Origin of the sequence: Butyrivibrio sp. XBB1001, from assembly GCF_000424505.1 — a bacterium.
Taxonomy (GTDB): Bacteria; Bacillota; Clostridia; order Lachnospirales; family Lachnospiraceae; genus Butyrivibrio.
Genome location: NZ_AUKA01000001.1, coordinates 461,728 through 476,013, shown reverse-complemented (window position 1 = coordinate 476,013; position 14,286 = coordinate 461,728). Strand labels below are relative to the sequence as shown.

Annotated in this window: 12 protein-coding genes and 1 pseudogene; 7 read left to right on the top strand and 6 right to left on the bottom strand. The window is 41.0% G+C overall.

The annotated features are described in order from the left end of the window. Positions 1 to 65: 65 nt before the first annotated feature. Positions 66 to 161 (top strand): annotated as a pseudogene (locus G631_RS20560) (methyl-accepting chemotaxis protein); the annotation flags it as partial. Between the two features lie 48 nt (positions 162 to 209). On the opposite strand, the gene G631_RS19825 reads toward G631_RS20560, so the two are convergent. Next, the gene (locus tag G631_RS19825) at positions 210 to 1,496 is read right to left on the bottom strand and encodes an endo-1,4-beta-xylanase (protein WP_026488023.1); all 1,287 of its coding nucleotides are present in this window, start codon (positions 1,494 to 1,496) and stop codon (positions 210 to 212) included. A 279-nt stretch (positions 1,497 to 1,775) separates the two neighbouring features. On the opposite strand from G631_RS19825, the gene G631_RS0102025 reads away from it, so the two are divergent. From G631_RS0102025 to G631_RS0102015, 3 genes are read left to right on the top strand one after another with little or no spacing between them, the layout of a single operon-like run. After that, positions 1,776 to 2,693, top strand: coding sequence for a hypothetical protein (locus G631_RS0102025; protein ID WP_026488022.1), 918 nt, complete (start codon positions 1,776 to 1,778; stop codon positions 2,691 to 2,693). Continuing rightward, positions 2,693 to 3,628 carry an RluA family pseudouridine synthase gene (locus G631_RS17690; RefSeq protein ID WP_051196726.1) on the top strand — a complete coding sequence of 312 codons (936 nt, stop codon included), beginning with the start codon at positions 2,693 to 2,695 and terminating at the stop codon, positions 3,626 to 3,628. Before G631_RS0102025 ends, G631_RS17690 begins: the two co-directional genes overlap by 1 nt. A gap of 21 nt (positions 3,629 to 3,649) precedes the next feature. Beyond that, positions 3,650 to 6,121 carry an adenosine deaminase gene (locus tag G631_RS0102015; protein WP_026488021.1) on the top strand — a complete coding sequence of 824 codons (2,472 nt, stop codon included), beginning with the start codon at positions 3,650 to 3,652 and terminating at the stop codon, positions 6,119 to 6,121. Between the two features lie 37 nt (positions 6,122 to 6,158). Here G631_RS0102015 and G631_RS0102010 read toward each other — a convergent pair whose 3' ends face one another. Then, positions 6,159 to 7,511, bottom strand: a complete 1,353-nt coding sequence (locus G631_RS0102010; RefSeq protein ID WP_051196725.1) for a DNA polymerase Y family protein — start codon at positions 7,509 to 7,511, stop codon at positions 6,159 to 6,161. Beyond that, complete coding sequence (locus G631_RS20555; RefSeq protein WP_242829045.1) at positions 7,492 to 8,514, bottom strand: CPBP family intramembrane glutamic endopeptidase; 1,023 nt, start codon at positions 8,512 to 8,514, stop codon at positions 7,492 to 7,494. Before G631_RS20555 ends, G631_RS0102010 begins: the two co-directional genes overlap by 20 nt. A 146-nt stretch (positions 8,515 to 8,660) precedes the next feature. On the opposite strand from G631_RS20555, the gene G631_RS17680 reads away from it, so the two are divergent. Further along, the gene (locus tag G631_RS17680; RefSeq protein ID WP_051196723.1) at positions 8,661 to 9,437 is read left to right on the top strand and encodes a class B sortase; all 777 of its coding nucleotides are present in this window, start codon (positions 8,661 to 8,663) and stop codon (positions 9,435 to 9,437) included. A gap of 169 nt (positions 9,438 to 9,606) precedes the next feature. Continuing rightward, positions 9,607 to 10,164, top strand: coding sequence for a CAP domain-containing protein (locus tag G631_RS0101995; protein ID WP_051196721.1), 558 nt, complete (start codon positions 9,607 to 9,609; stop codon positions 10,162 to 10,164). 225 nt (positions 10,165 to 10,389) lie between these two features. Here the strand turns inward: G631_RS0101995 and G631_RS0101990 are convergent, their stop codons facing one another. The 3 genes from G631_RS0101990 to G631_RS0101980 form a co-directional block, all read right to left on the bottom strand. Continuing rightward, entirely contained in the window at positions 10,390 to 10,833 is a 444-nt protein-coding gene (locus G631_RS0101990; RefSeq protein ID WP_026488018.1) for an aspartate carbamoyltransferase regulatory subunit, read from the bottom strand. 64 nt (positions 10,834 to 10,897) lie between these two features. Next, on the bottom strand, positions 10,898 to 11,845 hold the full coding sequence (pyrB, locus tag G631_RS0101985) for an aspartate carbamoyltransferase (RefSeq protein WP_035789213.1): 948 nt from the start codon (positions 11,843 to 11,845) through the stop codon (positions 10,898 to 10,900). A gap of 85 nt (positions 11,846 to 11,930) precedes the next feature. Beyond that, on the bottom strand, positions 11,931 to 12,935 hold the full coding sequence (locus G631_RS0101980) for a DUF5050 domain-containing protein (RefSeq protein ID WP_026488016.1): 1,005 nt from the start codon (positions 12,933 to 12,935) through the stop codon (positions 11,931 to 11,933). A gap of 161 nt (positions 12,936 to 13,096) precedes the next feature. Between G631_RS0101980 and pheA the strand changes: the two genes are divergently transcribed. Beyond that, a complete protein-coding gene (pheA, locus tag G631_RS0101975) occupies positions 13,097 to 14,224 on the top strand; it encodes a prephenate dehydratase (protein ID WP_026488015.1) in 1,128 nt (375 codons plus the stop codon). Positions 14,225 to 14,286: the final 62 nt, after the last annotated feature.

The window sequence follows — 14,286 nt, the reverse complement described above, 5'->3', positions numbered from 1 at the left end:
TACATATTAATTGTAACTTGGATTGCGCTGTGACTCAACAAAAAGCTTTATAAACGACTACATTTTCTTCACAGACAAATCTTCTGTCTCTTAATGCTTCAATTGAGGCTGCAAGAGCAGGTGAGGCAGGTAAAGGATTTGCAGTTGTAGCAAGTGAAATAGTCATAGCATCAGGCCTTGCCTACTATGAAGGTGAAAAGTATTGAAGGTCAGTAGTTTTCCATGACTTCTCTGATCTTGATAAATGCTGGCTTGGGCTCGTAGTCTTTGTTGAAGATACGTGTATTTGTCTGATCGCCCTCGCGGTAGTGATCAACAAGGCCAAATACAGTTACGTTTGTGATATTAGCAGGTCCGCCGCCTTCAAGGTCCATATCATGGAACATCTGGAATACATCGCCGTAAGCCTTGGCCTGCTTCTCAAACTCAGCATCTGTTTCCTTGTCTACGCCAATTGAAAGCTCAGTTACGTGAATCTGAAGATCAAGCTCGGCAAACTTTGTCATAGCTTTCTTGATCATGTCTATAGAAGGATAGTCAATTCCCCAGTAGCCCTGCATTCCGATACCATCAATAAGGCCTTTTTCCTTGAGGTAACTGCAGAGAGCATAGATGCCTTCTGTCTTGGGCTCCTGATAGGTGTTGTAGTCGTTGTAGAAGAGAAGCACATCCTCATCGGCATATTTTCTAGCATAAGTAAAAGCCATTTCTACGTAGTCAGGTCCAATGGTGTCATACCATGGGTTTGGATCCTGGCCGCAGGTGGTGCGGCATTTGAAAAAGCTGTCTGGATCAGCACTTTCAGGTTCAACAGCCTCATTTACAACGTCCCAGCAATAGATAACTCCAGGATATTCAGTCTGAACATGTGTAAGGAGCTGCTTTATGTAGCTTTCCATTCTGGCAAGCATTGTGTCCTTGTCTACATATTCCCCGTCATCTGTATAACCTTCTCTAAAGAACCATCCAGGGGCCTGAGTGTGCCATACAAGGGTGTGACCACGCATTTTCATGCCATTTTCCTGGCACCATTTAAGAGTTGGATCGATTGTGTCAAAAGATAAAGCTGGCTCAGCGTTTCCACTTGAAAGATTAGCCTGGGATCCTGCCTGGTCCAGAATATAGCAGCTCTTCATAAGGTTGGTCATGGTCACACTTCCAAAGTGCTTTTTGGAAAGCTCCATGTACTGCGGAATATTAAGGCACTGGTTAAAAAGATCACTTCCATTGATGCCTACTCCAAGAACGAAGTAATCCTGACAAAGATCCTTAAGAGCTACATCATCTACAAAAGCTGTTTCGATAGGTTCCTCTACTGATGTGAGTGTTGAACTAGCATCATAAGCACTACTAGCTTGTTCTGCTGATATTTCAAGGCTGGAATTATCCAGAGAAACATCAGTTGCAGCCCCTTTTTCTGCTGCAGGAATGTTCCCCACACATCCCGTGATCATAGCAGCCAAAAGAAGGGCCGACAGTATATTTTTCTTTTTCATTTTTTCATACATTCCTTTCAGCTATAGATATGACCTGATATTAAGGAAAATATCAGGTATTACTTCATAACCATAATATGAAATAATTCTTATCTCTACCAACTACTTGTTGCTAGTATTTAGCCTTATTTTGCGGACGAAATAGAAGCGATTAGTACGCTTAATTACAACACTTGATTTTTGGTTACAAAAAGTTAATACTTTATTCTGGCGCTTTAGCTATGCCTATATGCGCAATAACGTATATAATTAAAAATGAAAGTATTAAAGAGGAAAAAAATGAAAGACAACCGTGTTAAAGGACCAGCAATTGCAGCCTTTATTCTTCAGACTATTCTGGTGTATGTATCAGTGTATATCATTCAGCACCAGGGCACTTGGGGAAGTGCATTATTTGGAACAAAAGATATGGAGGCCAGGATCATTCCAGTTTCTTTTTGGCTTGTGACATTAAAACTTGTAATATACGGAATACTGTTTGTGGCAGTCATTACCGGAAATATTAAAAACAAGAGACTTATGGCTACTTTGCTGATTATTTTTGCAGTTGCAATTTCCTGTATTGATATTCCACTTAATCTACTTACTAATAAGTATTTTGCCAGTAAAGGTGCAGCGTTTATAGCGGCAAAAGCTGCAGTATCCAATATGATAAGCTTTCCGGTAACTTTTATAACTAATATTGCTAACCCGCTTTTTCTCATAGCTTGTGGGCGACTTGGCTCTGACAGGGATATAAAGGTACCAGGGCTGCTTGCTCTTATTTTTCAAGTAATGGTTATAGGAGTAGCTGGCTTCGTTATTCTAAATCAGAACGCCATAGGAACTCGTATGGGAATGCCGCCAGAGATATTAGATGTAAGGATGTTTCCGATTCAAATCTTTTTCCCAATCATCACTCTGGCAGTTTATATTTCTTTTTACATTTCATGTCAAAAGAATACTGCCACAAACAGAAAAGGTCTGGGAATATGTTATACCCTTATAACTATTTTTATTAGCTATATAGGAAGTGCGTCTGGAACAATTAGCACAATAATAATTGGCAGATTTATGGGGACTAGCGAGCTAGCAGCTTATGCTAATTTAACATATGTCCTTAATGCTTCTACAGCTGCATTTACAGCTATTGCAACTGCGTTTTTCTTTGTCGCAGTTGGTCGTTTTGGTATTAGTGGTAGGGAATCAGAGCTTTAATGGATAACAGCTACAGAGAACTCAGATACAAGTACATAAATGACGATAATAAGACTATCACCGCAGGAGAGATCATGCGTGATAATATGGAACTCTCAAGCCGTGAGATGACAAGGTGTAAGCTGTTTTCTGATGGAGTCATGTGCATCAGAAAGGCTGATGAATGTCAGGAAAAGAGTGAACCTGTACGTCTTATAGATGAGCTCACTTCCGGAGATACGCTTATTGTCAGAATTTACGAGGATAATGACAATGCAGGCGATATTGTTCCTGCCAGGGGAGAGCTTGATATTGTTTATGAGGATGAGGATCTTATAATCATTAACAAAGTAGGGGATATGGTAGTTCATCCATCCTATGCCCATTACAAGGACTCTCTTAGCAATTACCTTGCCGGATACTATGAGGAAACGGGACAGAACCACGTGATCCGCACGGTAGGACGACTGGACAGGGAGACATCGGGACTTGTGATTTTTGCCAAGAACCGCCATAGTGCAGCTCTTTTGTCTAAACAAAAAGAGAATATGTCAAGGCGCAAGGAATACCTGGCTCTGTGCAGCGGGGTGTTTGAAAATGAAATGGGCACTATAAACGAGCCTATCAGAAGGCGCCCTGATGAGCGTATGATCCGCGAAGTTCACCCTGAGGGCAAGGAAGCCATAACCCACTACGTGGTTGAGAAGCAGTTTGAAGATTATGCCCTTGTAAGGCTTCATCTTGATACTGGCAGAACCCATCAGATAAGGGTTCACATGGCATATCTTGGGCACCCGCTTCTTGGCGATAACTTCTATGGCAAAGAGATAGCAAATAGCCACGGCCTTGAAAGAGCCGCCCTCCATGCAGGATATATAGAGTTTGACCAGCCAATCACTAAAGAGAGAATAAAGATTACAGCAAAGCTGCCCAGGGATATGCAGCAGCTTTTGTGATAGCACAAGAAGAGGAAGCCTATGACATATTTTACTTTTTTCTTTTTGGACAATGAAAAAGATATAGTTATCAATCTCTACAAGGATTTAGACAGGTTATATTACATCCTGAAAACTCCTAACCACACATCAGGAAACCTAATAAGGAACCTGGCTAAGACCTGCAAACTTCCCTTGTCTCAGGATGAAGATGGGAAGTTTATCATAAAGGGCGAAATTCCTTGCTATGTGGGAGCTCTTGGAGAAGAGGTATATCTTTTTAAACTTGGAAATGTTGAGATTGCGACCATCTATCCTGATGGCCGAATCCTCCAAAAGGCTCAGGTTCCAGCTATTGCCAAGACCTTGATGAGTCAGACCAAGAATTATAAGCTGGATATGTCCAAGACTCTTTTTACCACCTATATTCCCAAACAGCTCAAATTCAGAGCAGATCTTCATACTCATATGAACGGAAATCTGCCTGCGGACATACTGATCGCCCTTGGTATCTACCATCAGATCAGATACCCTTTATACTATGTTAAAAAGCTTGATCTTCAGCTGACTGCGGAGCAATGGATAAAGGTAAATGCCCAGAGAGAGAAGGTTGCAAGGCAGTTTGTGACTTCACAGCTAAAGGGCAAGTACCTTGATAGAAAAATAAACGACAACACCTTTATAAATTTTGCTGATCTTATTCTCCACAATCTTGATAATGCCGAGATGAATATAGTCAAGATCCGCGGCTCTCTTGGAATCATAAGAGATGGACAGGCGGTATTTACTAATCTTGAGAAGGTTTACCTCTACAGATATGTCTTTTGCAAGGGCAAAGAGAGCGAGGAGAGGATCTTTTTATCAAATGTATCCCAGATACCGGATGCAGACGTAAGAGCAGCTCTTTTGCAGATGCTAAAAGATAAAGAGAATCCCGACTATTGCAACAATACTATTTTCCAGGATAAGCTTCTTTGGATTGCAAGAGGCTATAAAAAGCAGGGCGTTGAGTATGCGGAAATAAGTGATACAACCCTTGTTAAAAAGTATGAATCCATAGAGATGCTCCGGCAGGTTCACGAGGTTATGCCTAGAATCTACAGGGAAACCGGGGTTATGATAAGATTCCTTGCTGCAATGCGTAGGATTCCCCTTACTATCATTAAGGATGCGGTAACACCTGCAGATTATCTGGAGCAGAACCTTGAAGTTTTAAAGGCAACATCCCTTGATCCTTATGTTGCTGGCTGCGACTTTGTTGGAGAAGAGATAAATGACATAATAACTCTTAAGCCAGTGTTTAAGGAAATAGCCAAGATATGTCAAAAGGATCCTACCTTTGTAATTCGTATCCACGCAGGAGAAAATGACAGTCTAAAGGACAACATAGCCCACAGTATACAGTGTGTCAGGGACAGCCTTGTAAAAGGCCAGCAAATGCCAAGGATTCGCCTGGGTCATGGCCTTTATACCTATTCTCTTAAATCCAAGAAGGGAAGAACAGTTTTAAAAGAGCTAAAAGAAAACAATGTGGTCCTGGAATTCCAGATAACCAGTAATGTACGCCTTAATAACCTCAATTCACTTGATAAGCATCCTCTTAAGGAGTACTTAAGACAGGGAATAAAGTGCGTTCAGGGAACAGATGGGGCTGCGCTTTATGGCACTTCTTCAATAGATGAGCAGCTTTCTCTTGAAAAGCTTCTTGGATTGTCACAGGAAGAGCTTTCTCTAATGAAGGAAGCAGAAAGCTATATTATTGAAAAGAGCAGACAGGCCTACTCTGACAAGAAGGAAGCCTTCGCAAGACTTGTTAAGAACAAGGATTTTGAGGATGTTCTTCTTGATAAAATGCATGCTGTCAAGATTTCCGGAGGAGCTAAGAGTAAGGCTGGAAAGCTTGATGCTAACACTGAGCTAAAAGATATCGTCCAGGAGATCACTTGGGATAGATTTCCTGTTGTACTTTTAGGAGGCAGCTTTAATACTGAGAACAGAGCAACGCGAGTAAGAGAAGATGCTGCCAGACAGCTTGATGAACTTATGGACTTTTTGAACCCGGAAGAAGTCTGCTTTGTAATTGGCCATAAGCTATCTGGATATGAGAAATACCTGATAGAGCATAACAACAAGGGATTTAGGATATATGCGGTTGTGCCAGCTCTTTTGACAGAAAAAGAGATAGACAAGCTAAGGAAGGCAGGTGTCTTTATCAGGGTTTCTACGGAAGCTGAGGGCATGGGAATCTATAAGAGCTTTAACTATGAGATATTTGAAAGAAGACCATCTGCAGTGGTTGCCTTTGACGGAAACAGTGCAGCAGCCAATCTGATCCAGGAAGCCAAGAATGGCAAGGGACAGTCAGCAATCTGGGTATGGAGCCATTGCAAGAACTTAAGGCAAAAGGCTCAGTCCCTACAGGGTTATGTATATCTTTTTGATGAGGAAAATGGACTTGTCTCACTTATCAAGAAGCTGATAAAAGAGACGATTGCTGCCTCCAACAGAATATAAAAGAAAAAGAAAAAGGAAGTATCCCTGATGATGAACATCACTTTAGGGTACTTCCTTTTATTATGGTTCCTTTTCCGTAGCGGGTATCTATTTCTTTGGCCATTTGGTCTAACTTTTTCTGGCGCTGGAATTTTTTATCAAAGTCTGGCTCTTTGTCTATAGCGCTTTTAGAGCCTGTAGCTCCTGGAGTTCCTGAATGTGGAATTTCTGCCAGTACATCAAAGAGATTGAGCTGTCTGTAGGAACCGTCATCGAGCTTACTTACTCCAACGCCCACAAGGCGGATGACTTCTCCTTTTATAAAAAGACCTTCATCACCAAGGAGGAGCTTATCAGATAATATTTTGGCACATTTGTAAATTACTGCGTCGTCATCAGTCGAGGAATCAATTTTCATCTGAGCTGAGTGACGTTTAAAATTGCCAGTTTTTACGCTTACTGTGATGGTGCAGCCGTAGACGCCATCTCTTTTAAGCCTTCCTGAAACCTTGCCTGATAGATACTTTAGAATGGGCTCTATTTCTTTATCGTAGGAATCTGCTGTAAGGTCGGATTTAAGAGTAGTTTCATTAGAATAGCTCTTGGCATCTTCGTATTCATCATGCACCTTAGTACTGCCATAGCCATTTGAACTATTGTAGATATAGCCTGCGGCGTTTTCGCCCAGGATGGAGCATAGAAACTCATAGTCGCTATTTGCTGCATCTCCAATTGTCTTTATGCCAAGAGATGTAAGTCTTGAAGCGGTTGATTTACCGCATCCGTAGAGATCGCCGATAGGAAGAGGCCACATCTTTTCTTGTATTTCATGAGGGAAAAGAGTGTGGGTCAAATCCGGCTTTTTGAAATCGCTGGCCATTTTTGCAAGGAGCTTATTGGAAGAGATTCCCACATTGACTGTAAAGCCGAGAGTGTTTCTGATCTCATCTCTTATGAGCCGGGCTACGTTCAGAGGCCATGGGAAGTCTTCGGATTCAGAATCTTTAAATAGTTCTTTTTCCCCAGACATATCAAGATAAGCTTCATCAATTGAAACCTGCTGAAGTTTAGGAGAGTATCTCTTTATTATTTCTATAAATGCGTGGGAATACATTCTGTAGGTTGTAAAATCACCCTGTACCAGAATGAGATTAGGACATTTCTGGAGAGCCTTTACAACAGGCTCTCCAGTAACTATTCCATATTTTTTGGCTGGTATTGATTTGGCAGTTATGATACCGTGGCGACTCTTTACATCGCCTCCTACGGCGGAAGGAACAGTGCGCAGGTCGATACTGCCAGGCTCATCCCTTAGTTTTTTAACTGCGGACCAGGATAGAAACGCAGAATTAACGTCGATGTGAAATATGATTGTTTTGTAATTGTCGTAATTAGTTATTCCATGGTTCATAGTCTTTTTCGTGTTTGTTGTGGAAGAGAAGGAACATTACTATACATCCGGCAACCTGAACAGATACCGCAAGTATTGTGCCTTCAAGACCAAAGTCTACGTTGTAGGCAAAAGAGCCGGTTGCTGAAGCAGCATCAAGCTTGAAAATTGAAAAAGGTGAAACAATTCCGCTGTTAGGAAGTCCCAGGATTATGTTCTGAGTGTAATTCCAGGCTGCGTGAGCTGCCATAGCGCACCAGATACTGTCGGTGTAGTAAACCATAAGTGAAAAGAAAATACCAGTAACTACAATATCAAGAATGGCAAGGAAACCTACTCCCGGATTTCCAAGATGAAGAGCACCAAAAAATACTGCATTAAGGATAATGGCAACCCAAGGGTTCTTGTAGCCTTTTCTAAGCTTCTGGTATATAAAGCCTCGGCATAGGAGTTCCTCTGCGGAGGACTGCACAAATACTGCTATAAATAAAACCAAAAGCTCAAAGATAGGTAGTGAATCAAAAGTAATACTGATGTCCTTGTGAAGCATAGCTCCAATTGCGCAGATCATATTGGTTCCAAAACCAATCAAAAGACCTATTACCAAAAAGAGAACGTTGTTGCCTTTTGGAGCGGTGCCAATGGCCTTTAGGATAGGGCGGTTCTTGGGAACAATTGCCATGTAGAGGCACAGTACAATCCAAATTCCTATGAAGTTAAAGTACATTACAGTAATATTGAAAAATCCTGTAGGGTCATCAGCTAAATTTGCAGAAAATAATCCGTAGGTTAAAAGCTCTCCAACAAGTTCACCGCATATAAGTAGTACGATTGAAATCAGACCAACTAACAGAAACTGATCTGTCCAGTGGAACTTGTCTGTGTGGAACCTGCTAAAAAAGCTCTTTTTAGGTGGCTGTGGTGGCGCCATATTGTACATTTGGCCATAAGGCTGCCCCTGTTGATAGTATTGGCCGGGCTGCCCCTGAACTGGCTGGCCCTGTTGATTCATATTCTCGTTCATGTTATCTCCCTTTTAATCTAAATTTCATACATGTTTAGTATACATCATGAGTAATGAAGTGATAATATTAATTTATGACATAGTCATGGAGCAATTCGTATATTATATATGTATAGTTGCCCAAAATGACACATGAGGGGGATATTATGAAGAGCAAGGTGTTTAAAGTATTGCGCATAATAGCAATACTGATCTGTATAGGAGTTATTGCCTATGAGGGCTACAGAATCTACGATGACCAGAAAGAGTATGCTGTGGCTGACAATGAGTATGAAACAATTGAATCTTCTGCTATTACATGGCCATCTCAGGAGGAATCCTCAGTTGTTGAGTATCCTCTTATCAGAGTTGATTTTGACAAACTAGAAGAAATCAATCCTGATGTGGTTGCATGGCTCTATTTTCCCTGCCTTGATATTAGTTATCCTGTGGTAAAAGAAAATGAGGTTGACCAGTACCTTCATCTTACCTTTGATGGGCAGGTAAATAAGGCGGGATGTCTTTTTGAGGATGTTTTAAGTGATCCTGAATTTAGAGGGATGCACGATATAATCTTTGGCCACAATATGCGAAACGGTTCTATGTTTGGAAGCCTAAAAAAGCTCTATGCAAGCGGTAATGAGGAGCTTCTTGAAAAGGATCCATATGTTTATATCTACACCAAGGATTACATTTTTCAGTACAGAGTCTTTGGCTATTATATTACTCGAGTAGGTAGTGATGCCTATAAAGTAGTGGAGACTACAGAATCTTACAATGAACTTTTGGATTTTATCCAGTATTCATCTGCTTATCCAAGACCTTCCGATGCAGACTTTAGCCAGTACCCGAGTCTTCTTACACTTTCAACCTGCAGTGGCCAGTCTGGAAGCGGAAAAAGATTTGTTGTACATACCTATAAAACAGGCGCCTGGGAGTGGTGAATAATAATTTCATTTTAGGCTGATATAAACTGAAATATATACTCAAAACAGTCAAAATATTATCTTTCTTTTATTGAATTGGGATATTCATTCATGTAGGATTAAGTTAAGAAAAAAACGTGAGTGGAGCATTCTGTCCACTATTTAAAAGTGTGTAGGAGAAACGATTATGAGAAAGTTAAAAAGAGTGTTTGCAGTTAGTATTGCAGCGGTTATGGCATTCACCTTTATAGCTTGTGGTTCTGTTGGTACACAGAGCATTGATGATCAGGCTGCCGTAAGAGGACTTGATGAAGGTGTTGGAGAAATCTATATCGATGATGAAGCCATTGCCCTTGCAGGTCGTGCAGCTTCAAGTCAGGCAGCAACAGATGCATGTCAGGCTGTGTTTAACCTTATGAATCAGGAAAGAGTAGCAAGAGGTCTTGCAGAACTTACCTGGAGCACTGCTCTTACAAATGCAGCGCAGGTTCGTGCAAGTGAGATTACAACTAAGTTCTCTCACACAAGACCAAATAACTCAGATTTCTGGACTGTTGATAGTACTGTTCAGTATGGTGAGAATCTTGCCAAGCTCTATCAGTCAGCTGATAGCGTATATGCTGCTTGGATGAATTCACCAACTCATGCAGCAAACATTATGGATGCTGGTTACAAGACAGTTGGTATCGCCATTTGCCAGACATCTGATGGATCATGGTACTGGGCACAGGAGTTCGGATATTAAGCGAGTCAAAATAAAAGACACAGCACTTTGCTTGCAAGGTGTGCTGTGTCTTTTTTATTTTGACGAACAAACACCATGAGGAAGTCGCACGATAGTGCAGATTCCGAATGGTGTTTAGGAATGCGAGAATGCAAAGCATGGAGCATTCCGTTGCTTAATATCTATGCCTGGATGCATAGCGATGTGCCTTATTTTTGGCTTTCTTAATATCCGAACTCCTGTTATTCAGTGAACAGCTGAATCCCCATTACTGTATTTTTCATCGCAGTATTTGCAGCGATAGATTTCTTTTTTCTCATCGGCAAGATAGAAGATCTGAGGAAGTTCCTGCTCGATAGAAGAGATGCAACGAGGGTTGTGACACTTGATCACTCCTGTGATCTCTTTTGGAAGTACAAGAGATCTCTTCTCGATGATCTCGCCATCTTTTATTACGTTAACTGTGATGTTGTGATCGATAAAGGCAAGAACATCAAGGTCAAGGGAGTTGATATCACATTCGATTTTAAGGATATCTTTTTTGCCCATAGCCTTGCTCTTGGCATTTTTAATAATGGCAACTGTTGAGTCAAGCTTATCTAAGCCAAGGTGTCTGTATATGTGCATGCTCTTTCCGGCCTGGATATGATCAAGAACGAAGCCTTCTTCGATTTTTCCTATGTTTAACATGTGTTTTTCCTTTCAAATATCTTTATGAATAAATGATTATTAGCTGAAATTATAATCTCAGATATCAGAACTGCCTGAGTAGTCCCTCATTCATATGTGCATCTGTCATATTAAGGAGTGTCAGTATCAGAGCCATTCTTACGTATAAACCGTACTGAACCTGCTTGAAGTAGGCTGCTCTTGGGTCATTATCAATCTCGACAGAAATTTCATTAACTCTTGGAAGTGGGTGGAGGATGAACATTTTCTCTTTTGCCAGCTCCATCTTGGCTTTATCAAGAATATAGAAATTCTTCAATCTGATATAGTCTTCCTCGTTGAAGAAACGTTCCTTCTGTACTCTTGTCATGTACAAAAAGTCAAGTCTTGGCATTACGTCTTCAAGCTTTATTACCTCTTCATAGGTAATTCCCTTAGAATCAAGCATTTCAGTTATATAATCAGGAACCTTAAGCTCCTTAGGGGAAATGAAAATAAAATGAATACCAGTGTATCTGGTAAGAGCATTAATAAGAGAGTGGACAGTACGTCCGAATTTAAGATCGCCGCAAAGGCCGATAGTAAAATCACCAAGTTTACCATATAGGGATCTGATGGTTAAAAGATCTGTAAGAGTCTGAGTGGGGTGCTGATGTCCGCCATCGCCAGCATTGATAACAGGAATAAGAGAATTAGCAGCTGCAACCATTGGAGCACCTTCCTTGGGGTGACGCATGGCACATATATCTGCGAAACAGGAAATAACACGTATTGTATCGGCTACGCTTTCGCCTTTTGCTGCTGAAGACGATCCGGCATCTGCAAAACCAAGTGTCTTACCACCTAGGCGAAGCATTGCAGTTTCAAAGGAAAGTCTTGTTCTGGTACTGGGTTCATAAAAACATGTGGCTAAAATCTTGCCATCACATTTGTGGGAATATTCCCCCATGTTTTTTTCGATGTCATTAGCCACATCGAATAGGGCCTCAAGCTCCTCTACCGAGAAGTCGAGAGGGTTCATCATGTGTCGCAAATTGTTCATACCTTCTCCTCATTAAATATTTTTTATGATATACGAATTGCTCCAAGACTAACGTCATTTTCGCAATTCTACATGTTTAATCAAATGTCAGAACTGAAATTTGATTGCTACCATCCAATGGCATATGATACATCACATCGTCGTTTCCGTAAACCTTAAAATACAAGAAGTGTGAAGTAACATTAAGGCAATTGGTAACTCCCTCAAAAAGAATTGTCTTATTTTCCCCATCAAGTGTGCAGCGTCTGAGCTGAGAATCAAGCCCATTTGAATATGTGTAGTAAATATAGTTGTTATCCATGGTGTAGTTATCAAGACGCTCATTTATAACAACTTCTGTAGTTCCATCATACATGTTGGCGCGCCACAGGCTGTAGCCTGCATCTCCGTTCATATAGTAGATGTAATTTCCCATAACTACAGGGAAAAAGAGATGCCCGTACAAAACGTCCCTGGTGGTATCTCCAGCCTGGGTATTCATGGCGTGAATGTAATGATCCTGGGAAACTCCAGTGTAATAGATAGTACCTCTATCGTAGCAAACAGGCGAGATCATTTCGGGAACTACCTGCTGTTTTTCTTTTTTATCAACCCTTATTTTGTTAAGAGCACCGCCATTAAGCTTAGTCTGGTAATAAAGGTACTCGCCGCATAGCTGCACTTCGCCGCAGAAATCTCTAAGAAGGCACTCCTGATCACTTCCGTCAATTTTACATCTATAGATACCATATTGGTTGGAAACAGAACCAAGACCTGATACCTTATCGGACTTTTTAGTTGAATCCATGTAAAAATATAGAAATCCGTGAGCGCCACTTATATACTGGGCGCGCATACTTGTAAGTCTCTTTGGATGTGATTCATCAGGATTCATGGAATAAAGACAATCGTGATCGTAGGGGTTAGAAAAGTAGACCTTTCCATCCATTTCAAAGAAAAGTCCCTTGTTGTGAAGGTTTCCAGCAAGATTACCTACATCTGCAGGATCTCGTGGGATTTGCTTGCTGAAAATATAAAGCACAAATAAACCAATAGCAATTATTGCGGCTGTAGCAAACCCAAACATTGCCTTTCTGCTCATAATATGCCTCCATAAAAAACGAAACTACAAAATATAGTGGTCTCAAAATTATTATATTGCTTGCACTTATTGCTATCAAGCGGTTTTTATCATAAACTTAACTTAGAGTCTTTACATATATATCGACATAAAGAGGCTAATAATATACAGGGGCAGCGAAAATGGATTTAAGTGAACTTAGAGTAGAGATAGATAAAGTAGACAAGCAGATAGTGGAGCTGTTTGAAAAGAGGATGGATATAGCTTCACAGGTTGCGGACTACAAGATTTCAACAGGCAAGAAGGTTTTTGATAAAGAGAGAGAGGATCAGAAGCTTAAGGCAGTAAAAGAACTGGCTAGTTCTGAATTCAATAAGACGGGCGTGGAGGAGCTCTTTTCCCATCTTATGTCAATGAGCCGTAAACTACAGTATCAGAAACTTGCAAGTGCCGGAGCTGCAGGAAATCTCCCTTTTATCCAGATTGATTCAATAGATAAGGCAAGTTCAAGAGTGTGCTATCAGGGTGCTGAGGGCTCATACTCAGAAGCTGCCATGAAGAAATATTTTGGAGATGAGGTAAACAGCTTCCATGTAGACACTTTCAGGGATGCCATGGCTGTACTTGAGGATGGAAGCGCAGATTATGCTGTTCTTCCAATCGAAAATTCAACTGCTGGCGTAGTTAGTGAAATATATGACCTTCTGACAGAGTATGAACATTACATTATAGGTGAGGAGATCATTCCTATCAGACACTGTCTTTTGGGCGTTCCGGGGACTAAGCTCTCTGACATAAAAAGAGTTTATTCTCACCCGCAGTCCCTTATGCAGAGCGCCAGATTTTTGTCTGAGCACAGTGAGTTTGAGCAGATCAGTATGAAGAACAATGCCTTCGCGGCCAGAAAGGTTGCCCAGGATAAAGATAAATCACAGGCTGCAATTGCCAGTGCTCTTGCAGCAAAGGTCTATGGACTTGAAATACTGGAAGAGGGAATAAATCAGGCGGATTCTAATTCTACCCGCTTTATTATTGTTACTAATCGCAAGGTATTTCTTAAGGATGCTCATAAGGTCAGCATCTGCATGGAAATTCCACACGAGGCCGGTAGTCTTTACCACATGATGTCTCATTTTATATACAATAACCTTAATATGACCAAGATTGAATCCCGTCCAATCGAGGATAAGGACTGGGAATACCGCTTCTTTATAGATTTCGAGGGCAACCTTGCTGACAGTGCAGTTAAGAATGCACTCCGTGGTCTGCGCGAGGAAGCCAAAATGCTCAAAATCCTCGGAAACTACTAAACACACGACTAAAATATCGGCACGAAATACATCAATTAATTACCGGAGTATATTTATTCATT

Bases quoted from the DNA above. Each gene is read 5' to 3' on its own strand.
- G631_RS19825 (WP_026488023.1), bottom strand. From the start codon at position 1,496: ATGAAAAAGAAAAATATACTGTCGGCCCTTCTTTTGGCTGCTATGATC.
- G631_RS0102025 (WP_026488022.1), top strand. From the start codon at position 1,776: ATGAAAGACAACCGTGTTAAAGGACCAGCAATTGCAGCCTTTATTCTT.
- G631_RS17690 (WP_051196726.1), top strand. From the start codon at position 2,693: ATGGATAACAGCTACAGAGAACTCAGATACAAGTACATAAATGACGAT.
- G631_RS0102015 (WP_026488021.1), top strand. From the start codon at position 3,650: ATGACATATTTTACTTTTTTCTTTTTGGACAATGAAAAAGATATAGTT.
- G631_RS0102010 (WP_051196725.1), bottom strand. From the start codon at position 7,511: ATGAACCATGGAATAACTAATTACGACAATTACAAAACAATCATATTT.
- G631_RS20555 (WP_242829045.1), bottom strand. From the start codon at position 8,514: ATGAACGAGAATATGAATCAACAGGGCCAGCCAGTTCAGGGGCAGCCC.
- G631_RS17680 (WP_051196723.1), top strand. From the start codon at position 8,661: ATGAAGAGCAAGGTGTTTAAAGTATTGCGCATAATAGCAATACTGATC.
- G631_RS0101995 (WP_051196721.1), top strand. From the start codon at position 9,607: ATGAGAAAGTTAAAAAGAGTGTTTGCAGTTAGTATTGCAGCGGTTATG.
- G631_RS0101990 (WP_026488018.1), bottom strand. From the start codon at position 10,833: ATGTTAAACATAGGAAAAATCGAAGAAGGCTTCGTTCTTGATCATATC.
- G631_RS0101980 (WP_026488016.1), bottom strand. From the start codon at position 12,935: ATGAGCAGAAAGGCAATGTTTGGGTTTGCTACAGCCGCAATAATTGCT.
- pheA (WP_026488015.1), top strand. From the start codon at position 13,097: ATGGATTTAAGTGAACTTAGAGTAGAGATAGATAAAGTAGACAAGCAG.